At 65.6% G+C, this 19,948-nt stretch carries 19 protein-coding genes, 1 tRNA gene and 1 other RNA gene; 16 read left to right on the top strand and 5 right to left on the bottom strand.

Features of this window, described 5'->3' with window-relative positions:
* Window positions 1-10 precede the first annotated feature (10 nt).
* Entirely contained in the window at window positions 11-1,591 is a 1,581-nt protein-coding gene (locus ACWPM1_RS10915) for an amidohydrolase family protein (protein ID WP_455694856.1), read from the bottom strand.
* Between the two features lie 109 nt (window positions 1,592-1,700).
* On the opposite strand from ACWPM1_RS10915, the gene ACWPM1_RS10910 reads away from it, so the two are divergent.
* From ACWPM1_RS10910 to ACWPM1_RS10895, 4 genes are all read left to right on the top strand, one after another.
* Window positions 1,701-2,414, top strand: a complete 714-nt coding sequence (locus ACWPM1_RS10910) for an SIMPL domain-containing protein (protein ID WP_455694855.1) — start codon at window positions 1,701-1,703, stop codon at window positions 2,412-2,414.
* A 70-nt stretch (window positions 2,415-2,484) separates the two neighbouring features.
* Window positions 2,485-2,778 (top strand): PepSY domain-containing protein, encoded by a 294-nt coding sequence (locus tag ACWPM1_RS10905; protein ID WP_455694854.1) that lies wholly within the window; start codon window positions 2,485-2,487, stop codon window positions 2,776-2,778.
* A gap of 85 nt (window positions 2,779-2,863) precedes the next feature.
* The gene (locus tag ACWPM1_RS10900) at window positions 2,864-3,544 is read left to right on the top strand and encodes a response regulator transcription factor (protein WP_126175710.1); all 681 of its coding nucleotides are present in this window, start codon (window positions 2,864-2,866) and stop codon (window positions 3,542-3,544) included.
* A gap of 97 nt (window positions 3,545-3,641) precedes the next feature.
* Window positions 3,642-4,955: an ATP-binding protein gene (locus tag ACWPM1_RS10895; protein WP_455694853.1), complete on the top strand. Its 1,314-nt coding sequence runs from the start codon at window positions 3,642-3,644 to the stop codon at window positions 4,953-4,955.
* A 7-nt stretch (window positions 4,956-4,962) separates the two neighbouring features.
* Here ACWPM1_RS10895 and ACWPM1_RS10890 read toward each other — a convergent pair whose 3' ends face one another.
* Entirely contained in the window at window positions 4,963-5,253 is a 291-nt protein-coding gene (locus ACWPM1_RS10890) for a chorismate mutase (protein WP_455694852.1), read from the bottom strand.
* A 65-nt stretch (window positions 5,254-5,318) separates the two neighbouring features.
* Between ACWPM1_RS10890 and ACWPM1_RS10885 the strand changes: the two genes are divergently transcribed.
* The 9 genes from ACWPM1_RS10885 (at window position 5,319) to ACWPM1_RS10845 (ending at window position 15,069) form a co-directional block, all read left to right on the top strand.
* A complete protein-coding gene (locus ACWPM1_RS10885) occupies window positions 5,319-6,338 on the top strand; it encodes a polyprenyl synthetase family protein (protein ID WP_455694851.1) in 1,020 nt (339 codons plus the stop codon).
* 231 nt (window positions 6,339-6,569) lie between these two features.
* Window positions 6,570-8,993, top strand: coding sequence for an ATP-dependent helicase HrpB (hrpB, locus tag ACWPM1_RS10880; protein WP_455694850.1), 2,424 nt, complete (start codon window positions 6,570-6,572; stop codon window positions 8,991-8,993).
* A gap of 14 nt (window positions 8,994-9,007) precedes the next feature.
* Complete coding sequence (locus tag ACWPM1_RS10875) at window positions 9,008-9,286, top strand: ETC complex I subunit (RefSeq protein ID WP_455694849.1); 279 nt, start codon at window positions 9,008-9,010, stop codon at window positions 9,284-9,286.
* A gap of 35 nt (window positions 9,287-9,321) precedes the next feature.
* Window positions 9,322-9,416: signal recognition particle sRNA small type (gene ffs, locus ACWPM1_RS10870), an RNA gene on the top strand.
* Between the two features lie 40 nt (window positions 9,417-9,456).
* On the top strand, window positions 9,457-11,232 hold the full coding sequence (locus tag ACWPM1_RS10865; protein WP_455694848.1) for a DNA polymerase III subunit gamma/tau: 1,776 nt from the start codon (window positions 9,457-9,459) through the stop codon (window positions 11,230-11,232).
* The gene (locus ACWPM1_RS10860; protein WP_455694847.1) at window positions 11,229-11,570 is read left to right on the top strand and encodes a YbaB/EbfC family nucleoid-associated protein; all 342 of its coding nucleotides are present in this window, start codon (window positions 11,229-11,231) and stop codon (window positions 11,568-11,570) included. Before ACWPM1_RS10865 ends, ACWPM1_RS10860 begins: the two co-directional genes overlap by 4 nt.
* Window positions 11,571-11,650: 80 nt before the next feature.
* Entirely contained in the window at window positions 11,651-12,124 is a 474-nt protein-coding gene (locus ACWPM1_RS10855) for a Csu type fimbrial protein (protein WP_455694846.1), read from the top strand.
* 92 nt (window positions 12,125-12,216) lie between these two features.
* Window positions 12,217-14,604 carry an endopeptidase La gene (gene lon / locus ACWPM1_RS10850; RefSeq protein WP_455694845.1) on the top strand — a complete coding sequence of 796 codons (2,388 nt, stop codon included), beginning with the start codon at window positions 12,217-12,219 and terminating at the stop codon, window positions 14,602-14,604.
* A gap of 192 nt (window positions 14,605-14,796) precedes the next feature.
* On the top strand, window positions 14,797-15,069 hold the full coding sequence (locus tag ACWPM1_RS10845; protein WP_455694844.1) for an HU family DNA-binding protein: 273 nt from the start codon (window positions 14,797-14,799) through the stop codon (window positions 15,067-15,069).
* 40 nt (window positions 15,070-15,109) lie between these two features.
* Here ACWPM1_RS10845 and ACWPM1_RS10840 read toward each other — a convergent pair whose 3' ends face one another.
* The 3 genes from ACWPM1_RS10840 to ACWPM1_RS10830 form a co-directional block, all read right to left on the bottom strand.
* Window positions 15,110-15,973 (bottom strand): hypothetical protein, encoded by an 864-nt coding sequence (locus ACWPM1_RS10840; protein WP_455694843.1) that lies wholly within the window; start codon window positions 15,971-15,973, stop codon window positions 15,110-15,112.
* A 23-nt stretch (window positions 15,974-15,996) separates the two neighbouring features.
* Complete coding sequence (rlmB, locus tag ACWPM1_RS10835; RefSeq protein WP_455694842.1) at window positions 15,997-16,782, bottom strand: 23S rRNA (guanosine(2251)-2'-O)-methyltransferase RlmB; 786 nt, start codon at window positions 16,780-16,782, stop codon at window positions 15,997-15,999.
* A gap of 49 nt (window positions 16,783-16,831) precedes the next feature.
* Window positions 16,832-16,917 (bottom strand) — tRNA-Tyr (locus ACWPM1_RS10830).
* 133 nt (window positions 16,918-17,050) lie between these two features.
* Between ACWPM1_RS10830 and ACWPM1_RS10825 the strand changes: the two genes are divergently transcribed.
* The 3 genes from ACWPM1_RS10825 to ACWPM1_RS10815 are packed head-to-tail and all read left to right on the top strand — an operon-like array spanning window position 17,051 to window position 19,814.
* Entirely contained in the window at window positions 17,051-18,172 is a 1,122-nt protein-coding gene (locus ACWPM1_RS10825; RefSeq protein WP_455694841.1) for a beta-ketoacyl-ACP synthase III, read from the top strand.
* A 47-nt stretch (window positions 18,173-18,219) separates the two neighbouring features.
* Window positions 18,220-18,969 carry a phosphatidylserine decarboxylase gene (locus ACWPM1_RS10820; protein WP_455694840.1) on the top strand — a complete coding sequence of 250 codons (750 nt, stop codon included), beginning with the start codon at window positions 18,220-18,222 and terminating at the stop codon, window positions 18,967-18,969.
* Window positions 18,969-19,814, top strand: coding sequence for a CDP-alcohol phosphatidyltransferase family protein (locus tag ACWPM1_RS10815; protein WP_455694839.1), 846 nt, complete (start codon window positions 18,969-18,971; stop codon window positions 19,812-19,814). The genes ACWPM1_RS10820 and ACWPM1_RS10815 overlap by 1 nt, the downstream gene beginning before the upstream one ends.
* The last annotated feature ends 134 nt before the right edge of the window (window positions 19,815-19,948 follow it).

Here is a 19,948-nt window from a genome sequence, read left to right as displayed (position 1 = left end):
CGCGCGGCCCCTAGGGGTTGGCGGCGCCGCCCGCAACCTTGGCTTCCTCCACCATTCGCTCGACATCCGCGAGCAGGGCAGGGGCATCGTAAACCACCCCATCCTTGATCGTCCATCGCACCCCACCGATGGTCTCGACCTGGTTCGTCTCGCGGTCGAGGCGCTGGAAGCCGGTGCCATAGAGCACCTTGAGGTTGGCGAGCGGGTTCTCGGGTACGATCAACAGATCGGCGAGCTTGCCAGCCTTCACGCTGCCCATCGGGGGCTCAATACCCTTCGGATCGTAGATTTCGCGCGCCCCGTCGATCGTCGCAGCCCGGATTACCTCCAGCGGGGTGAGCCCCGCCTCGCGCAGCATCTCCAGCTCGGAGACGTAGGAGAAACCCCACGTCTGGTAGATGTAGCCGGGATCCGAGCCGGCAGTCACGCGGCCGCCGCGATTCTTGAAGTCGCGCGTGAGATCGAACCACTTGCGGTAGAACTTCTTCCACGCGACCTCGGTCTCGCTGGTCCAGTCGTGGTAATAGCTGCCGTGGTTGGTCAGGCTCGGCTGGTAGAAGTCCCACAAGCTAGGCAGGGTGTACTTGTCGTGCCATTCGAGCGTGCGGGCGCGGGAGACATCGCGGCTGGCGGCGTAGATGTTGAACGTGGGGCTCAGAGTGACTTTCTTCTCGACGAGGCCGTCAAGGAAGCCGTCCCACTTCGCACTGCCCGGTTCGACCGCCTGGTCCGCGGTACGGGCGACCCAGCCGAAGCGATCCTGCTCGTCGTAGTAATTGAAGTCGGCCGGATATTCGGGGATCGCGCGGCCGTCGAGAAGACTCTCGAACAGGCCGTAGAAATGAGTGATGCCTCCCATGCCGAGCTCGGCTGCCTTGGCTGCGTTGACCTCGGCCACGCCTTCCTGCTTGAGATGCGTGACGGTCCCGAGCTTGAGCTTCTTCGCTTCGTCTAGCGCGGCGGCTAGAACCGCGGGGCTCTCAGAGTTGAAGAACTTCACGCCTTCGAAGCCCTGCGCCGCGATCGCGCGGACCCAGGCGCGGGCCTTCTCCGGCGTATCGGGGGTTCCTTGCGACCACTTGTCGCCGAACGCGGCGTAAGGAACCAGCCTCGGCGCGACGATGGTGTTCGCCCGGCTGCGCGCCGCGTCGCTGAGATCGTCGCCCGGGCCGAAATAGAACGATACCCCGCGCACCGTGGTCACCCCGTGCGCCAGCCACAGCTTGTAGCCGTAGCTCGGCTGCGGAGCCTTGATCGGGTCGCCGTTGTGGCCGTGCACATCGACGAAGCCCGGCAGGACATACATTCCCTTGGCGTCGATCGTCCGCTGAGCGCGGGCCGCGACTTCGGCCGGCGCGCCGCCCGGGTGGAGCGTGGCGATCCGGTCGCCCGAAATCTCGATGTCCACCGGGCGCATGGGGGGCGCACCTGTGCCGTCGATCACCGTGGCGCCGGTGATGAGCAGGGTAGTGAAGGGCCCTTCGCCCTCTCCCGCCGTTCGTTCGGGCACGCGCTCCATCTGAGGTTGTGCTAGTAGCGGGATTTGGACCAGGAGCGTGGCAACGAAGGCAAGCAAGCGGATTGGCGACATCGGTTCCCCCTCTGCGTTGTCATTGGCTGCTTGCCCGCTGCGGAACAAGCCGGTTCAGCAGCGCGTAATCGCGCCCTGCACAACCTGTATTCCTAACTTGGAGCAACTTATGATCCGCGTCCTCTTCCCGCTTGCAGCTGCCGCTATCGCCGTTCCGGCCGTAGCCACCGAAGTCCAGGTCACTTCGCAAGGGCCAGTGGTCGAACTGGCGGTGACCGAAACCGTCAAAGCCAAGCCAGACCTGGCCGAAGTAAGCGCAGGAGTGACGACCGAGGCGCCCACGGCGGTTGCCGCGATGGATGCCAATGCCCGCGCGATGGAGGCGGTGATCGCGCGCATCAAGGCGCTCGGTATTGCAGCCGACGACATCCAGACGACCGGCATCAACCTCGGCGCGCAATACGATTACGACCAGGCGCGCAACCGACCGACCTTTCGGGCCTATCAAGCCTCCAACCGGGTCAGCGTGACGTTGCGCGAGGTGAAGCGCACCGGTCCTGTACTGGACGCGTTAGTGGCCGCCGGGGCAACTGACATAGCCGGCCCGAACTTCTCGATCGATGACGACGCCGGTCCACGAGCCCAGGCACGCAAGGCGGCTTTCGAAAAAGCACAGGCGCAGGCCGGCGAATATGCCCGTTGGGCGGGCTTCTCCGGCGTTCGCCTTCTATCCATCAGCGAAGCGGTCAATCCGGGCCGTCCAATACCGATGATGGAGCGGCCGATGGTAGGCCAGGCCGCCGACGCCAAAGCGACCCCCGTCGAACCCGGCCTGGTGGGCACGTCAGTGACCGTCTCGATCACCTTCGAAATGACTCGTTGATCGCCTGAACCGGGCGCGGAGGGAGCATTCACGGGTTGTTCAATGCGCGGCAACTAGGCATCTGAGCGTCATGAAGAAATTGCTCGCCCCGATACTGGTTGCCGCGGCGCTCCTCCCGAGCGCTCCGGCGCTTGCCCAGCGCAACGACCAAGGCGAAGCGCGCAAGGAAATGCGCGCCGGCAACGTCTTGAGCCTGCGACAAATCGAGGCGCGTGTGCTGCCTGACTACGAGGGGCACCAGTATCTCGGCCCGGCGTACGATTCCACGGCGATGGCTTATCGGCTAAAGTTCATAAAGGGACGGCAGGTGACTTACGTCGATGTCGACGCGCGCACCGGGCGCGTCCTCGGGGTGTCCCGCTGAGGCCTTCGGAAACCAGCGCTTCGGTTGACGCGTTCATATCTTGCGCCCACATCAAGGTCGCAAGGTAAACAGGGACTACTCGACCATGCGCATCCTGATCGTCGAGGACGAGCCGACCCTCGGCAAGCAGCTGAAATCGACGCTGGAACAGACCGGTTATGCCGTCGATCTGTCGACCGACGGCGAAGACGGGCACTTCCTCGGCTCCACCGAAGAATACGACGCCGTGATCCTCGACCTGGGCCTTCCGGAGATCGACGGGCTCACGGTGCTCGGCATGTGGCGCAAGGAGGGGCGCAAGTTCCCCGTCCTGGTGCTGACCGCGCGCGACAGTTGGTCCGACAAGGTCGCCGGGCTCGACGCCGGGGCCGACGATTACCTCGCCAAGCCGTTCCAGACCGAAGAGCTGATCGCCCGTCTGCGCGCGCTGATCCGCCGCGCCAGCGGCAACACTTCGAGCGAGCTCACGGCCGGACCGGTTCGCCTCGACACGCGTTCGGGCCGCGTCACGCTGGCCGGCGAGCCGGTCAAGCTGACCGCGCAGGAATACAAGCTCTTGAGCTACCTGATGCACCACAAGGGCAAAGTCGTCAGCCGCACGGAGCTGATCGAGCATATCTACGACCAGGATTTCGACCGCGATTCGAACACGATCGAGGTCTTTGTCACCCGCATCCGCAAGAAGCTGGGTGCAGACGTCATCACAACCATCCGTGGCCTCGGTTACAGCCTCGACGACCCCGACGAACAGCCGCGCGCCAACTGACCCGGCGGCATCGGCGGCCCCGCTTGCGGGGGCAGCCGACGCGCCGGTGAGCGGGGCGCTAGCCCCCGCTGCGCATCGCGGAAGTTTGTCGCGGCGGATGATGCTCATCGCCTTCGGCTGGATCGCCGTCCTGCTGCTGGCCGGAGGCTTCACGCTCGATCGCACGCTGACCAACCTCGTCGAAAAGAACTTCGACGACCAGCTCGGCTACATGCTGACTGCGATGATCGCCTCGGCGGAGATCGGCCCGGACGGCGAGGTATTCTTCAACCGCCCACTCGGCGACCAACGCTTCCTCGAGCCCAATAGCGGTCTCTACTGGCAGATCAGCGGCGATGGTCATGACGACTTCCCCAGCCGCAGCTTGTGGGACCGCAGCCTTCAGGTGCGGCGCGACCACCAGGATTCCGACACGCACCTCTACGATTCCGATCAATTCCCCGGCGAGCCGCTCCGTGTGGCCGAGCGCTCGATCGTGCTGCCGGGCAGCGACACCGCGTGGTGGTTCACCGTGGCGGCAAGCCGCGGCGAACTCGATTCACAGCTAGCCCGCATCCGCTCGATCCTCGTGTGGAGCTTCGCCGTGCTCGGGTTGGGGCTGATGGGGATGGCCATGCTCCAGACGTGGTACGGTCTAGGGCCGTTGCGGCGCGTGCGGCTGGCGATCCAGCATATGCGCGCGGGGGGTGCCAACCGGGTGACCGATCCCCTGCCGCTCGAGGTGCAGCCCCTGGTCGAGGAATTGAACGCGCTCCTCGAGCATTCCGAGCGGCAGGCGGAAGAAGCACGCACCCACGCGGGCAATCTCGCGCACGCGCTGAAGACCCCGCTGACCGTCATCAACAATGCGGCCACCGCGCACGCCCCGGACCTGCCGGAGACGGTAATCCGCGAAGCCGGCACGATGCGGCGGCATGTCGACCATCACCTCGCGCGCGCCCGCGCGGTGGGCCGTCGCGCCGTCGGCCTCGCAGTAACGCCGGTGTGCGAAAGCGCCGAGGCCGTCCGCCGGGCGGTCGAGCGACTTTATCCCAGCGTTCGCTTCGATCTCGACGGCAATCGCGACGCGCGTGTGGCGATCGAGCGCCAAGACCTCGACGAGATCCTGGGCAACCTGATCGAGAACGCCGCCAAGTACGGCGGGGGAAGCGTGTTCGTCACGGTCGACGCCGAGCCCAAGGAAGAGGCCTGCGTGATCTGGATCGAGGATGACGGCGTCGGAATCCCCGAGGCCGAGCGCGGGCGTATCTTCGACCGCGGCGCGCGGCTCGATACGGGCAAGCCCGGCACGGGCCTCGGTCTCGCCATCGTGCGTGACGTGGCGGAGATCTATGGCGGCGGCGTGACGCTCGGCGAAAGCGAGGACCTGGGCGGGCTGCTGGTGCGACTGATTTTGCCGCGGGCGCGATGAGCGCCGGCTAGGCGGTGCGCGCGCTTTCGTGGTGCCGGATGACCTCGTCGATCACGAAGCGAATGAACTTCTCGCTGAACTCGGGATCGAGCTGCGCTTCTTCGGCAAGCGCGCGCAGGCGAGCGATCTGCGCACTTTCGCGGTCGGGATCAGCGGGCGGCAGGTTGGCCTCGGCCTTATAAGTCCCGACTGCCTGGGTGATGCGGAAGCGCTCCGCCAGGATGTGGATCAACGCGGCATCGAAGTTGTCGATGCTCTTGCGATAAGCCGCCAGGACGGGATCGGGCTCGTTGCTCATTGCTAACCTGTGATAGCGGCGATTCCCCGCTTGCCAAGCGGGGTAGGGCCTACCATGTGCGCCGCATGACCGCCGAGATCGTTCCGCTGAAGCGTCGCGGCGCCGCCACTCCTTCACTGGATCCGATGCTCGGCCTGACCGCGCAAGGGATGAATTCGGTCAATGCGGTGATCCTCGACCGGATGCAGTCGAAGATCCCGCTGATCCCGGCGCTGGCCGGGCACCTGATTTCCGGCGGCGGCAAGCGGCTGCGGCCGATGCTCACGCTCGCGGGGGCGGAACTGGTCGGCTATAACGGCACGCGCCACTTCAAGCTCGCCGCCGCGGTCGAGTTTATCCACACGGCCACCCTGCTACACGATGACGTCGTCGACGGCAGCGACCTCAGGCGCGGCAAGGCCGCGGCGAACATCGTCTTCGGTAACCCGGCGACGGTGCTGGTCGGCGACTTCCTCTTCAGCCGCGCATTCGAGCTGATGGTCGAAGACGGCAGCCTCAAGGTGCTGAAGATCCTTTCGCACGCCAGCGCGGTGATCGCCGAAGGGGAGGTCGACCAGCTGACCGCTCAGCGCCAGATCGAAACCAGCGAGGAACGCTATCTCGCCATCATCGGCGCCAAGACGGCGGCGCTATTCGCCGCCGCGAGCCGTATCGCCGCCGTGGTCGCCGAGGCCGACGAGCGGCGCGAGCAGGCGCTCGACGATTATGGCCGCAACCTCGGCATCGCGTTCCAGTTAGTCGACGACGCGATCGATTACGATTCGGATGCGAGCACGATGGGCAAGGCGCGCGGCGATGACTTCCGCGAGGGCAAGATGACCCTGCCGGTCATCCTCGCCTACGCCCGCGGGAGCGACACGGAGCGCAAGTTCTGGCAGGCTGCCATCGCCGGGCATCGCGAGGGCGACGATGCGCTCGCCGAAGCCACTCGCCTGATCGCCAAGCACGGTGCCCTTGCCGCCACGCGCGAACGAGCCCGCCACTTCGCCGATCGCGCGATCGATGCCTTGTCGATCTTTCCCGACGGCGCCGCCCGAAGGGCGATGTCGGAGGCCGCCGAGTTCGCAGTCGCGCGCGGGTATTGAGCCAACCGGCGCGCTCGGCGCGCCTGCGCTGCGTCCAGGCCGCTTTCCTACAGCCGCGCAGGTGTGCAATTGACGCGGCGTGATCCAGTTCTTCGCCACCGCTCCCTTCGCTACCCGCGCTGCGGCCGATAGTCTGGAAGATCACGACGGCACGGTCCGCAAACACCGTTTTACGGATAGCACGCGGGCCGGCGAAGTTTTTGAAGACCCCCCGGTCGGAGTGCCAAGCCGGTGACCGAACTACCGATCCGGGCGGTGCTGCCAGCGCTCATCGGGGCATTGCGCGAACAGACCGGCGCTGTACTCATCGCCCCTCCGGGAGCGGGCAAGACGACTGCCGTCGCTCCTGCCCTGGTGTCGGAGCCGTGGTGCACCGGTCAGGTCATCGTCACCGGCCCCCGCCGGGTAGCGGCCCGCGCGGCCGCCGAGCGGATGGCCGAGTTGCTGGGCGAGCGCGCAGGAGAGACCGTGGGTTACCTCACCCGCATGGACAGCCGGTATTCGGCGAAAACGCGGGTCCTCGTCGTGACCGAAGCGATTCTCGTCAATCGCCTGCTCGACGATCCGGAACTCGCCGGCGTTTCCGCGCTGCTGTTCGACGAAGCGCACGAGCGGCACCTGGAGGGCGATCTCGGTCTCGCGCTGGCGCTGGAAGCGCGAGCGGTGCTGCGGGAAGACTTGCGGGTGGTCGTCATGTCGGCGACCATCGATGGCGCCCGGTTCGCCAGCCTGCTCGGCGACGGCGCGCCGGTAATCGAGAGCCGGGGCAAGGCTTTCCCGCTCGATATCAGATGGTTGGGCTCCTTTCCTGACAAGCGTCTGGAGGACGCCATGACGATGGCGGTTTTGACCGCCTGGCGCGAGCAGGATGGGGATATCCTGGCCTTCCTGCCCGGGGTCGGCGAGATCGAGCGCCTGCGCGAGCGGCTCGAGGCTCGCCTGCCCGAGACACCGATCCTCCCTCTTCATGGGCAAGTCGAGCCTGCGGGCCAGCGGGCGGCAATCCGGCTCGATCCGGAGGGGCGACGGCGGATCGTGCTGGCGACGGCAATCGCGGAAACGTCGCTCACGCTCGATGGAGTGTCGGTCGTGGTCGACGCCGGGCTTGCGCGCCGAGCCGAGTTCGACAAGGCCGCCGGCACCATGCACCTCTTGACCGGCCGGGCCAGCCAGGCTGCCGCCGCGCAGCGCGCGGGCCGCGCGGCCAGGCAAGGGCCCGGGGTGGCCTATCGGTTGTGGGAGATGGCCGCGCATGCCGGGCGGCCGCCGTTCGACCCGCCGGAAATGCTCGGGGCGGACCTGGCCCCGCTGGTGCTTGCTCTGGCGCGGTGGGGCGCAGGTGACCCTGCTACTCTGCCGTGGCTCGATCCGCCGCCGTCCGCAGCGCTCGCCGCGGCGCGCGTTCGCCTCGAGCAATTGGGCGCGATGGATCGGGAAGGGCGCATTACCGAGCGCGGCCGCAAGCTCGCCGCGCTACCGCTGGATCCCCCGCATGCGGCGATGGTGCTGGCCGGCGCTGAAGCAGGGGTGGCCGACGATGCGGCGCGGGTCGCGCTCCTGTTGCAGGAAAGAGGCCTCGGCGGGCGCGGGGAAGACCTGGCTGCGCGCCTCCAGCGGTGGAGCGGCGAACGCTCGCCCAGAGCGGAGGCCAGCCGCAAGCTGGCGGCCGGATGGGCACGCACGGCGCGCGATCTGGCCACACCGTCCGGCCGGGAAGGCATGCCGGTATCCGTCGCCTTGCTCGAGGGCCGGCCCGGCAACCTTGCACGACGGCGAGATGCTTCGGGCGAACAATGGCTGTCCGCCGCGGGCCGCGGCTACCTGCTCGATCCAGCGAGCCCGCTGGCGCGCGCCGAATGGCTCGCGATCGGCGATGCCCAGGGAGCGGCCAAGGGTGCTCGGATAACCGCTGCGCTCGCGCTTGAGGCAGCCGATGTCGACCTATGGCTGGCGCATCGCGTCGAGCGGCGCAGCGTGTTGAACTGGACCGGCGCGCGGGTCGAGGCGCGTCTCGAACGGCGCATCGGCGCCATTACGTTGGCGAGCGGTCCTGATCCCGCGCCCGACGGTGAAGCGGTTGCCCGGCTGCTTGTGGACAAGGCTCTGGAGAACCTGTCGGCAGTCATCCCAGCGGAGCTTCTTGCGCGCGCCGAATTTGCCGGTCTCCAGGCCCTTTCCCCCGCAGCCCTGCGAGAAAACGCCGAAGTCTGGCTTAGGCCATTGGTTGCAGGCCGCCGCGACCTTGACTTGCCGCTCGGCAAAGTGACCGAAGCCTTGCTCGGCCTGCTTGACTGGGACTCGCGGCAAAGGCTCGACCGGCTCGCTCCGCGCGAGTTCGCCAGTCCCGCCGGGACCAGGCATCCGATCGACTATGCGGGTGACGACGCGCCTAGCGTCGAGGTTCGCGTGCAAGCTCTCTTCGGTCTCGATGCCCACCCAATGGTCGGCGAAACGCCGCTACTGCTCAAGCTCACCAGCCCGGCCGGACGACCCTTGCAGTCGACGCGGGACCTGCCCGGCTTCTGGCGCGGAAGCTGGCGCGACGTGCAGCGGGAGACGAAGGGCCGCTATCCCCGCCACCGCTGGCCCGACGAGCCGTGGACCGAGAAGCCCAGCCTCAAGACCAAGAACGCCTTCCAACGCTCCGAAAGCTGACCTAAGGGTTCGCCATGGCCGCCAGAATCTACCAACGCCCGAAGAACGCCATGCAGTCCGGCAAGGCGCAGACAGATCAATGGATTCTCGAATTCGAGCAGTCCGAAGCCCGCCGTCCCGACCCCCTGATGGGCTGGGCGGGGAGCGGCGACACGCAGGCGCAGGTATCGCTCAGCTTCAGTTCCTGCGACGAGGCGCGGGCCTATGCCGACAAGTACGGCATCGCCGCGCGGGTAATCCCGACCCCGCCCAAGCGCCTCAAGTTGCAGGCTTACGCCGACAACTTTCGCTGAGTTGATTTTAGCTTTGGTCCCCGCCATATGCGCCGCCGGGAGTCGGTCGGACGCTTGCGTCCGCCAACCTGGTCAGGTCCGGAAGGAAGCAGCCACAACGGGTTGCGGCGGGTCGGCCGGCTCCTCTCTTCGCCGATGACAATCTCGTCCCCAACCCCTAGCGTCGGCCGATGACCGAATCCGGAGACATTTTCGGCGAGACCCCGCCCGAAGACGAGCAGGAGCCCGGCCCGACCACGGCGGAGCTCGAGGCGGCGGGGCAGAATTCGATGTTCGGCGAGCCAGCACCGGCAACGCCGCCGCCCCCTCCCTCGACACCGGCAGAAGCGAGCACGCAACCCTATCGGGTGCTAGCGAGGAAATACCGGCCGCAGACTTTTAGCGAGCTGATCGGGCAAGAGCCCATGGTTCGCACGCTCGCCAACGCGATCAAGCGCGACCGGCTGGCGCACGCGTTCCTGATGACCGGGGTACGCGGCGTCGGCAAGACTTCCACCGCGCGGCTCATCGCCAAGGCGCTGAACTGCATCGGCCCCGACGGGAAGGGCGGCCCGACGATCGATCCGTGCGGCGAATGCGAGCCGTGCCAGGCGATTGCGGAGGGCCGGCATATCGACGTCATCGAGATGGACGCCGCTTCGAACACGGGCGTCGACGACGTACGCGAAATAATAGAGGCCGTGCGCTATGCGGCCGTGACCGCGCGGTACAAGATCTACATCATCGACGAAGTCCACATGCTGTCGCGCAATGCTTTCAACGCGTTGCTCAAAACACTTGAGGAACCGCCGAGCCACGTGAAGTTCCTCTTTGCGACAACGGAAGTCGAAAAGCTGCCGGTCACGGTGCTCAGCCGGACACAGCGGTTCGATCTGCGCCGGATTCCCGCCGAATTGCTCCAACAGCATTTCGCCAGCGTCTGCCGCCAGGAAGGCGTCGAAGCCGACGCGGAGGCGCTGCAACTGATCGCGGGTGCTGCGGAGGGTTCTGTGCGCGATGGGCTTTCCATCCTCGACCAGGCGATTGCTCATGCCGACCTGGATACCGATGGCCGGGTAACTGCCGAGCGGGTTCGCGACATGCTCGGCCTTGCCGACCGCGGTGCGCAGCGACGGCTGTTCGCGAGTCTTCTGGAAGGCGATTCGCGAACCCTCCTGACCGCCTTGGCGGACCAGTATTCGCTAGGGGTGGAACCGCTTGCGCTGATGCGGTCGCTGATGGACCTCACGAACAAGATCACGGTTGCGCAAGTCGGCGGCAGCGGCCCCGACGCACCCACCGCTGAGGAACGCGCGGTGATCGAGGAATGGGCCGCGCGTCTTGCACCCGGTCAACTTCATCGCCTGTGGCAGCTCCTGCTCAAGGGCTACGACGAGGTGAAGGGCGCGCCCGATCCGCTCGTTTCCGCCCAGATGGCACTGTTGCGCGCGCTGCATGCCGCGGAATTGCCGGATCCCGGTGCGCTGGCGAAGCGGCTCGAGGACGTTGCGGCGCGTGCCGCCCTCGCACCCGGCGCAGCGTCGGGCGAAGGCGCCTCGGCCCCTGCAGCAGCCACCCCTGCTATGAGTTGGCTCGAACTCGTGGAGCGTATCGAGCGCGAAACCGGCTCTCTGCACCTCGCCTCTCGTCTGCGGATGCAGGTCCGCCCCGTGGAGATCACCGGAGGCCACCTGGTCTACGAACAGGCGCCCGGTTTCTCGCAGGATCTTGCACCAGAACTGCGCCAAGCGTTGCTCGACCTCACGGGCCGGCGTTGGCAGGTGGACCGGGTCGATGGCGGCGGCGAGCCGACCCTCGTCGAGCGCGAGCAAGCGGCGAAGGACGACGCCGACGCCCGACTACGCGCGCATCCGCTGGTGGAAGCCGCCTTCGCCGCATTCCCCGACGCCGAGTTCGTTCCTGAAGAGGACGGCTCTGGCGCACCCCCATGGAGACGCAACGCATGAAGTCGATGGAAGAGATGCTAGCCGCCGCACAGAAGGCCGCCGAAACGATTCAGCAGCAGATGGGCGACGTCCAGGCGAAGCTCGACAGCCTCGAAGTGGAGGGCGCTGCCGGTGGCGGACTGGTGAAGGTGCGCGCCACCGCCAAGGGTCGTATCCTCGCTGTGTCCATAGACGACAGCCTGATCGTGCCCGACGACAAGCAGATGCTCGAGGATCTCATTACCGCCGCCTTCAACGACGCGCGCGGCAAGGCCGATCAGGTGGCAGGTGAAGAGATGGCGAAGATGCAGTCGGGCATGGGCCTGCCGCCCGGGTTAAACATCCCGGGGTTCAGCTAGAACGGTAAAGCTGTCCATAACCGGGACCTGTGTGGTTAACCGGATTTGACCATCCTGCGTCGTGTGCCAGCTTGCCGGCCATGGCGCGAACTGTACTCTTTTCGGCTTCGCTCGGTGCGGTAGCGGGTTTACAAGGTTCACCGGTCACGGCCGAGAGCGCTTCGTCCACCATCGCGGTCTCACTTGTGGTGGAGCCGTCATGCGGCGTCTCGGCGACACCCGCGGCCTTCGCCGGCCGCACGGGCGAGCCGATGGATGCAGTCTCTCGCATCGAGGTTTCCTGCAACGACGTCACGCCGGTCGAGGTTCGGCTCGACCGCGGGCTCAACGGCGATGGTGCCAACCGCCGCTTGGCCGGCGATGCGGGATATGTCTCCTATGCGATCTATTCCGATGCCGCGCGGTCGCTCGCGTGGCACCCTGGTCTTGCACAGACCGCACAAGCGGGCTTCGGATCTCTTTCTCTGAGCGCCTACGGCCGCATTGATGCCGGGGCCACGAGGCAGGCGGCAGGAAGTTATCGCGACACGATCACCGTGACGGTAGATTTCTAGCGCTTTAGCCGTCCACAGCCGACGTGCGGAGCAGGATTGCGCGCCCGCCGACTGCACCCCATATCCGTTGCTCAGAACGGACACCCTACAAAATGAACCAACTTTTCCCCCTGCTCCCCCTGCGCGACATCGTGGTATTTCCGAGCCAAGTCGTGTCGCTGTTCGTTGGTCGCCAGAAATCGGTAGCGGCGCTCGAGGCGGCCATGGAGGGCGACAAGGACATTTTCCTGCTCGCGCAGCTCGACCCGGGCACCGACGATCCAACTGACGAAGACCTTTACGACACCGGCGTCGTCGCGCAGGTGCTCCAGCTTCTCAAGATGCCAGACGGAACGGTCCGGGTGCTGGTGGAAGGGGGTGCGCGCGCCGATCTCGTTGCGATGCGGCCTGAGAACGGGCTCGTCGTCGCCGAGGTCGAGATCAAGGATCCCACAACCGCTTCGGGCAGCGAGGTCGTTGCCACCATGCGGCAGGTCGTCGAGCAGTTCGGCGAATACGCCAAGCTCAACAAGAAGCTCGGTGAGGGTGCCGGACAGGACCTAAGCGAAATCGACGATGCCGGCGAACTCGCCGACACGATCGCGGCCGCGATACAAGGCAAAGTAGCCGACAAGCAGGCTCTGCTGACCGAGCGCGACCCGCTGAAGCGGCTCGAAATGGTCATGGCGATCATGGAGGGCGAGCTTTCGGTCCTGCAGGTCGAGCGCAAGATCCGCGGCCGCGTGAAGCGGCAGATGGAGAAGACCCAGCGCGAATATTACCTCAACGAACAGTTGAAGGCGATCCAGAACGAGCTTGGCGGTGACGGCGAGGAAGGCGACGAGATTGCCGAGCTGACCGAGAAGATCGCCAAGCTCAAGCTGTCGAAAGAGGCGCGCACGAAGGCCGAAAGCGAGCTCAAGAAGCTCAAGACCATGCAGCCGATGAGCGCTGAGGCGACGGTCATCCGTAATTACCTCGACGTGCTCCTCGGCCTACCGTGGGGGAAGAAGTCGAAGGTCAAGAAGGACATCGCGCAGGCGCAGGCCGTGCTCGATGAGGATCACTACGCGCTCGAGAAGGTGAAGGACCGGATCGTCGAGTATCTCGCGGTGCAGGCGCGGACCAACAAGCTCAAGGGTCCGATTCTGTGCCTGGTAGGCCCTCCGGGCGTCGGCAAGACGAGCCTCGGCAAGTCGATCGCCAAGGCAACGGGCCGCGAGTTCGTGCGCCAGTCGCTGGGCGGCGTGCGCGACGAAGCCGAGATCCGCGGCCACCGCCGCACGTACATCGGCTCGCTGCCTGGCAAGATCGTTTCCAACTTGAAGAAGGCCGGAACGAGCAACCCGCTCTTCCTGCTCGACGAGATCGACAAGCTCGGACAGGATTTCCGCGGCGATCCTGCTTCCGCACTGCTTGAGGTGCTCGACCCGGAGCAGAACAACAAATTTCAGGACCACTACCTCGAGCTCGACCTCGATCTGTCCGACATCATGTTCGTGACCACCGCGAACAGTCTCAATCTGCCGCAGCCGCTGCTCGACCGGATGGAGATCATTCGGCTGGAAGGCTACACCGAGGACGAAAAGGTCGAGATCGCCGAGAGGCACCTGATCGCCAAGCAAATCGAGGCGCACGGGCTGAAGGAGGGCGAGTTCACCCTCACCACCGAAGGACTGCGTGACCTGATCCGTTACTATACTCGCGAAGCGGGGGTGCGGACGCTCGAGCGCGAAATCGCGCGGCTGGCCCGCAAGTCCCTCCGCCGGATCCTTGAAAAGCAGGCGACGAGCGTAACCATCACGCCGGAGAACCTCGGAGAGTTCGCTGGGGTGCAGAAGTTCAAGCACGGCGTCAGCGAGGAAGAGGCTCAGGTCGGCGCGGTGACCGGGCTAGCGTGGACCGAGGTCGGCGGCGAGTTGCTGACCATCGAGAGCGTCACCACGCCCGGCAAAGGCGAGATCAAGACGACCGGCAAACTTGGCGACGTGATGACCGAGAGCATTGCAGCGGCGTTCAGTTTCGTGAAGGCGCGGGCGCCCGCCTACGGCATCCGTCCGAGCCTGTTCCAGCGCAAGAACATCCACATCCACCTGCCCGAAGGTGCGGTGCCCAAGGACGGACCGAGCGCGGGCGTGGGGATGGTCACGTCGATAATCTCGACGTTGTCCGGCGTTGCCGTGCGCCCCGACGTGGCAATGACAGGCGAAGTCACCTTGCGTGGCCGGGTGCTGGCGATTGGCGGATTGAAGGAAAAGCTGCTCGCGGCGCTGCGCGGCGGCATCAAGACCGTGCTCATCCCAGAGGAGAACGTTAAGGACCTCGCCGAAATACCGCAGGCCATCACGGATGGGTTGGAAATCGTGCCGGTCAGCCATGTCGACCAGGTGCTCGAACGAGCGCTGGTCGCACCGCTCGATGCGATCGACTGGAGCGAGGCGGACGACCTCGCTAGCCAACCCCCGTCGGCCGGCACCGGAGAAGGGGCGACCGCTCACTGAACGGCCATTGACGTTGCGGCGCCGGCGGTTCGTCGCATCGGGCGGGCGAATGCACGGTTCGTCCCGGAATGGATCGGCTTAACTTCGTTTAGCCTTTGACTCGTGCCGAAAAAGACATTCAAGTCCGCGCTTTCATGCTGGCGATTCTAGCATTCGCCGATCGCCGCGGGCGCACATGACAAGGGGGAAGGGATGAACAAGCACGATCTCATCGGGTCCGTGGCCGAGACGGCCGGGCTGTCCAAAAGCGACGCGGCAAGCGCGGTCGAGGGAGTCTTCGACGCGATCACCGCGGCGCTCAAGAAGGGGGATGAGGTGCGCTTGGTCGGTTTCGGCACCTTTACGGTAGCGCGGCGCAAGGCGTCCACCGGTCGGAATCCCCGCACCGGGGAACCGATGAAGATAAAGGCGTCGAACCAGCCCAAGTTCAAAGCGGGCAAGGTGCTCAAGGACTCCGTAAACTAGGAACGGCCGGTCCCGCCGGCTAATTCACTCCTTCGTCGTACTATTGTATCCGGACCAGCGCGGTAGGCGCGGCCTTGGTGCGGATGTTGATGGTCCAGGCGAGGGTCTTCCCCGTCGCCGACGCCGTAGGTCCTTCGTCGGTATTGTTCGCGAGAATTTCGCCGTCCGTGGTAATCGTGAAGGTCCCGTCGATCTTCGGCAGCACGGGTGCGCCGGGTTCGCCGTCCTCTCCCGGAAACGGCACGCCGCCCATTGCCCCCATCATGCCCTGAAAGGGGTTGCCGCCGCCCTGCAGAGCAAAGCCCGGCGCGTTCACCCGTACGGTGCCATCGGCGCGTCTTGTGACCGCGACGAAGAAGTTCGAGACCGGGAAGCCCTCCATAGTCGGGAAATGGAAATCGTGGTCGATCCGGCCGGTAAGCGCGAAGCTCACATCGAATAGGCCGTCACCCTTGTTCTCGACGCGCTTCCAGCCAGTCTGGCGGCGGAGTCGCGCGGCGAGCTCATCGGCCGCGGCCGGGTCGTACGGATCGATACCGCCGAGCATGGCGCGCGCCGCCTCAGCGTCCTTTTCCTTCTTGGCCTTGCGCTCGGCGGCGCCCTCCTCCCACGTCTTGCGTTGCTCGGCGACCTCGTCCTCCGTGCATTCGCGCGCGTTGAAGCCGTCGTCGTAGCAGACCTCGGGCGAGAACTCCTCGTCGCGTTGCGCGTCCATCTGCGCGAGCTTGCTCAGCGCGAGCAGGTGAATTTCGCCCTCGTAGACGTAGGTGAACATCCCGCCCTTTCGCAGGTCGAGCGTGGAAATGAACTTGCCCGGCGATAGAAGGCATCCGCTCAGCGCGAGCGATGTGGCCGCCAGAAGCACAGCGCCCGCGAGACGCTTCAGAGAGCCCTTAAATTCCATCGTTTCACCCCCGGTACGCGAATCTATCGCGTGGCAATGGCGTATAGCGCGATTGCGGCCGCGTTCGAAACGTTGAGGCTTTCGATGGCCTCGGTAATCGGCAGGCTTGCCAGTGCGTCGCAATGTGCGGCAATGTTCTGCCGCATACCTTCCCCTTCCGCGCCGAGCACAAGCGCCACTGGACCAGTCGGCAGAGCTTGCGCCAGATTTGCTTCCGCGTCGCCGGAAAGTCCGATGCGCCAGTAACCAGCCTCGGCCAATTGATCGAGGGCGCGGGCGAGATTCACCACGCGAACCCAGGGCACGACTTCCAGGGCGCCACTAGCCGATTTCGCCACCGTTCCTGACTCAGGCGGGGCGTGGCGGTCCTGAGTGATGATCGCGGCGGCGCCGAAGGCCGCTGCGGAGCGAAGGATCGCACCGACATTATGCGGATCGGTTACCTGGTCCAGCACGAGAACCGGGCCGGAGTCTTCACCGATAACGTCATCTAGAAAAACGTCATCGAGCGGAGCGCATTCCAGCACCAAGCCTTGGTGCGGCGCATCGCGGGCAACCAGTCGGGCGAGATCGGCGGCGTCGGCCCATTCGACCGGAAAATGGCACGGCAACTCGCCGTCGAGTGAGGCGACCCCTTCACGGGTTGCCCATAGCTTGCGATGACTGCGCTCTGGGTTCTTAAGGGCCGCTTCCACCGCGTGCCGGCCCCACAAACGGACCTGCCCGGTGCTCGCACGCCCGGAACCACGCCCGCCCTGCATGCGCCCCGCGCGCCCGCGCATCGCGCGCTTGTTGTCGCCTTTTGCCATGGCCGCGGCTCTGCCAGTAGACGGTCGCCTCGGCAAGCCAAGTAGGGGGTGGTGGACAGGGCTGGATTCGAACCAGCGTACGCTTGCACGGGCAGATTTACAGTCTGCTGCCTTTAACCACTCGGCCACCTGTCCACACAGGTTTGCCGGATATGCGAAGCCCTGCGAGGGGCGCTTCCGGCCGAGAGACGCGCGCCATGGCGAAGCGTCACCGCGCTGTCAATGCGGCTATCTTGTTCGCGTTCCATCGCGCGCCTAAACGCGAGCGATGCCCCAGCCCGTCATCTCCGCCACCGGCCTCTACACTCCGCCCGACAGCATTTCGAACGAAGAGCTCGTCGCCAGCTTCAACACCTATGTGGAGCGGCATAATGCCGAGCGCGCAGTGGCGATCGCCGCCGGGGAGACCGCCCCCCTCGAGTTGAGCTCCACGGAATTTATCGAGAAGGCGAGCGGGATTCTTGCGCGCCATGTGGTCGACAAGGCGAACGTGCTCGACCCGGCGATCATGTGCCCCCGGTTTCCGGAGCGGGACAACGAAAATCTCTCCATCATGGCGGAGATCGGGGTCGCCGCGGCGCGGCAGGCGTTGGAGCGGGCCGGTCGCGATGCATCCGACGTAGACGCCGTCCTATGCGCCGCGTCCAACATGCAGCGCGCCTATCCAGCGATGGCGATCGAAATCCAGCACGCGCTCGGCATCGAAGGGTTCGGATTCGATATGAACGTCGCGTGCTCATCGGCGACCTTCGGCATCCAGACCGCGGCCGACTACGTTCGGGCCCGCAATGCCCGGTCGGTACTGGTGGTGAGCCCCGAGATAACCAGTGGGCACCTCAACTGGCGCGACCGAGACAGTCATTTCATCTTTGGCGACGTCGCTACGGCGGTTTTGGTCGAGGACGCCGATCTCGCGCCGGCAGCGCATTGGGACATCCTCGGGACCAAGCTCAAGACCGTGTTCTCGAATAACATACGCAACAACTTCGGCTTCCTGAACCGCGCTTCACCAGAGACGCGAGACGGGCCCGACAAGCTGTTCGTCCAGGAAGGGCGCAAGGTCTTCAAGGAAGTGGTACCAATGGTCGCCGCGATGATCTGCGAGGAAGCCGAACGGCTCGGGATCGACCCGCACGCACTGAGGCGCTTATGGCTGCACCAGGCGAACGCCGGCATGAATCGCTTGATCGCGCAGCGCGTGCTGGGCCACGAAGCCAGCGCGGACGAAAGCCCCACGGTGCTCGATACTTACGCCAACACTTCCAGCGCCGGCTCGATCATTGCCTTCCACAAGCATAGCGACGATCTCGTTCCAGGCGACACGGGGCTGATCTGTTCATTCGGCGCCGGCTACTCTGCAGGCACCGTGTTCGTGCGCAAGGTCGCTTGAGGCACTTTCGCTTGTGACAGTGCGACGGGACTCCTAAGCCGACAGCGATGGCCGGAGAAATTCTCGACAATCGCGGGCGGGGGGCGGCGCAATGGCGGTGGCCATCGGTCCACCCGGAAGGCCGCAAGTTCGCACTTATAACCGCTGCTGCAAGCTTCCTCACGGCATTGCTTGCTTGGGAGACGATCGCCTGGCCCCTGGCTTTCCTGACGGTGGGGGTGGCAGCCTTCTTCCGGGACCCCGAGCGCGTTGTGCCGCAGGACGACCGTTTCATCGTCTCGCCGGCGGACGGGCAAATCTCGCTCATTGCCCAAGTGGAGCCTCCGGCGGAGCTCAGGGTCGAGGACGGTAGCGGCATTCGCGGCTTGCCCGCGGGCCCTGTAACCCGCGTCTCGATCTTCATGAGCGTGTTCGACGTACACATCAACCGCGCACCGATCGGCGGCACGGTACGCCGCGTGGTGTACATCCCCGGCAAGTTCATGAACGCGGATCTCGACAAGGCGAGCGAGGACAACGAGCGCCAGCATCTGCTGATCGAGCGGGCCGACGGCGTCACCATCGGCTTCACTCAGATCGCCGGGCTTCTGGCCCGGCGCATCCTGCCTTTCGTCAAGCCGGGCGACCTCGTAGCGGTAGGCCAGCGGGTAGGGCTGATCCGCTTCGGCAGCCGGGTCGACGTTTACCTGCCCACTGGAACGGACGCCAAGGTCCTCCTGGGTCAGCAAGTCGTCGCGGGGGAGACCATCTTGGCGGAACTCGGCATTCAGAAGCTCATCGAAGGAGTGAGCCAGTAATGGCGGAAGAACCGCGCATCGGGCCCAAGGCAGCTGAAGACGAGGTGCCGTTGCGGCCTCGAGGGCGGGTACGCGGGCTGGCAATGCGGGCGGTAGTTCCCAATGCGATCACCGCTGCGGCAATGTGCTCCGGGCTCACCGGTATCCGCTTCGCAATGGCCGGCATGTGGCGCGAGGCGGTGATTGCCGTGGTGCTTGCTGGGGTGCTGGACGGGATGGACGGCCGCATCGCCCGGCTCCTTCGCGCGCAATCCCGCTTCGGTGCGGAGCTGGACAGCCTCGCCGACTCGTTGAGTTTCGGCACCGCGCCGGCACTGATCCTGTTTCTCTGGTCGCTCAATGATCTCACGCGCGCTGGGTGGTTCGCCGCGCTGGCGTTCGCCCTTTGCGGTGCGTTACGCCTAGCGCGCTTCAATGCGCAGATCGACGCGAGCGAACAACCGCACAAGTCTGCGGGATTTCTCACTGGGGTGCCGGCGCCCGTCGGAGCGGGGCTCGCGTTTCTACCGCTTTACCTTTGGATGGCGACCGGCGAGCCCCTTTTCCGCGATCCGCTGCTCGTTGCCCCATGGACCGCGTTCATCGCGTTCCTAATGATCTCGAACCTGGCCACTCTTAGTTGGGGCCGGATGCGGCCGCGTCAGGATGTTAGGCTCGGACTGATCGCAGTAGTGGGGATGGTGTTCGCCGCCCTGCTGCTCGAACCGTGGTGGACGCTTTCGGCAATCTGCATCGTCTACCTGGCCACGATGCCGTGGTCCATCGCGCGCTACGCAATGATCAGGCGGCAACGCGCTGCTGGCACCCTACCCGAAGCGGCCGCGCTACCCGGCGACGTGCACTGATCGCCAGCGAGCGGAGCGGCGGAAGCGGCAACGCTTCGGGCTCACTCGCGAACGAAACGGTCACCGGCCGCACCACGTTGATCCGCTTGAGGTCACCGCGTAGCCGCCGGACTGAGTTCCGGCCGCGTATCGCG

Source organism: Tsuneonella sp. HG249, from assembly GCF_053819205.1.
This window is presented reverse-complemented; position numbering and strand designations above follow the sequence as displayed.

Bases quoted from the DNA above. Each gene is read 5' to 3' on its own strand.
- ACWPM1_RS10915 (WP_455694856.1), bottom strand. From the start codon at position 1,591: ATGTCGCCAATCCGCTTGCTTGCCTTCGTTGCCACGCTCCTGGTCCAA.
- ACWPM1_RS10910 (WP_455694855.1), top strand. From the start codon at position 1,701: ATGATCCGCGTCCTCTTCCCGCTTGCAGCTGCCGCTATCGCCGTTCCG.
- ACWPM1_RS10905 (WP_455694854.1), top strand. From the start codon at position 2,485: ATGAAGAAATTGCTCGCCCCGATACTGGTTGCCGCGGCGCTCCTCCCG.
- ACWPM1_RS10900 (WP_126175710.1), top strand. From the start codon at position 2,864: ATGCGCATCCTGATCGTCGAGGACGAGCCGACCCTCGGCAAGCAGCTG.
- ACWPM1_RS10895 (WP_455694853.1), top strand. From the start codon at position 3,642: ATGATGCTCATCGCCTTCGGCTGGATCGCCGTCCTGCTGCTGGCCGGA.
- ACWPM1_RS10890 (WP_455694852.1), bottom strand. From the start codon at position 5,253: ATGAGCAACGAGCCCGATCCCGTCCTGGCGGCTTATCGCAAGAGCATC.
- ACWPM1_RS10885 (WP_455694851.1), top strand. From the start codon at position 5,319: ATGACCGCCGAGATCGTTCCGCTGAAGCGTCGCGGCGCCGCCACTCCT.
- ACWPM1_RS10875 (WP_455694849.1), top strand. From the start codon at position 9,008: ATGGCCGCCAGAATCTACCAACGCCCGAAGAACGCCATGCAGTCCGGC.
- ACWPM1_RS10865 (WP_455694848.1), top strand. From the start codon at position 9,457: ATGACCGAATCCGGAGACATTTTCGGCGAGACCCCGCCCGAAGACGAG.
- ACWPM1_RS10860 (WP_455694847.1), top strand. From the start codon at position 11,229: ATGAAGTCGATGGAAGAGATGCTAGCCGCCGCACAGAAGGCCGCCGAA.
- ACWPM1_RS10855 (WP_455694846.1), top strand. From the start codon at position 11,651: ATGGCGCGAACTGTACTCTTTTCGGCTTCGCTCGGTGCGGTAGCGGGT.
- lon (WP_455694845.1), top strand. From the start codon at position 12,217: ATGAACCAACTTTTCCCCCTGCTCCCCCTGCGCGACATCGTGGTATTT.
- ACWPM1_RS10845 (WP_455694844.1), top strand. From the start codon at position 14,797: ATGAACAAGCACGATCTCATCGGGTCCGTGGCCGAGACGGCCGGGCTG.
- ACWPM1_RS10840 (WP_455694843.1), bottom strand. From the start codon at position 15,973: ATGGAATTTAAGGGCTCTCTGAAGCGTCTCGCGGGCGCTGTGCTTCTG.
- rlmB (WP_455694842.1), bottom strand. From the start codon at position 16,782: ATGGCAAAAGGCGACAACAAGCGCGCGATGCGCGGGCGCGCGGGGCGC.
- ACWPM1_RS10825 (WP_455694841.1), top strand. From the start codon at position 17,051: ATGCCCCAGCCCGTCATCTCCGCCACCGGCCTCTACACTCCGCCCGAC.
- ACWPM1_RS10820 (WP_455694840.1), top strand. From the start codon at position 18,220: ATGGCCGGAGAAATTCTCGACAATCGCGGGCGGGGGGCGGCGCAATGG.
- ACWPM1_RS10815 (WP_455694839.1), top strand. From the start codon at position 18,969: ATGGCGGAAGAACCGCGCATCGGGCCCAAGGCAGCTGAAGACGAGGTG.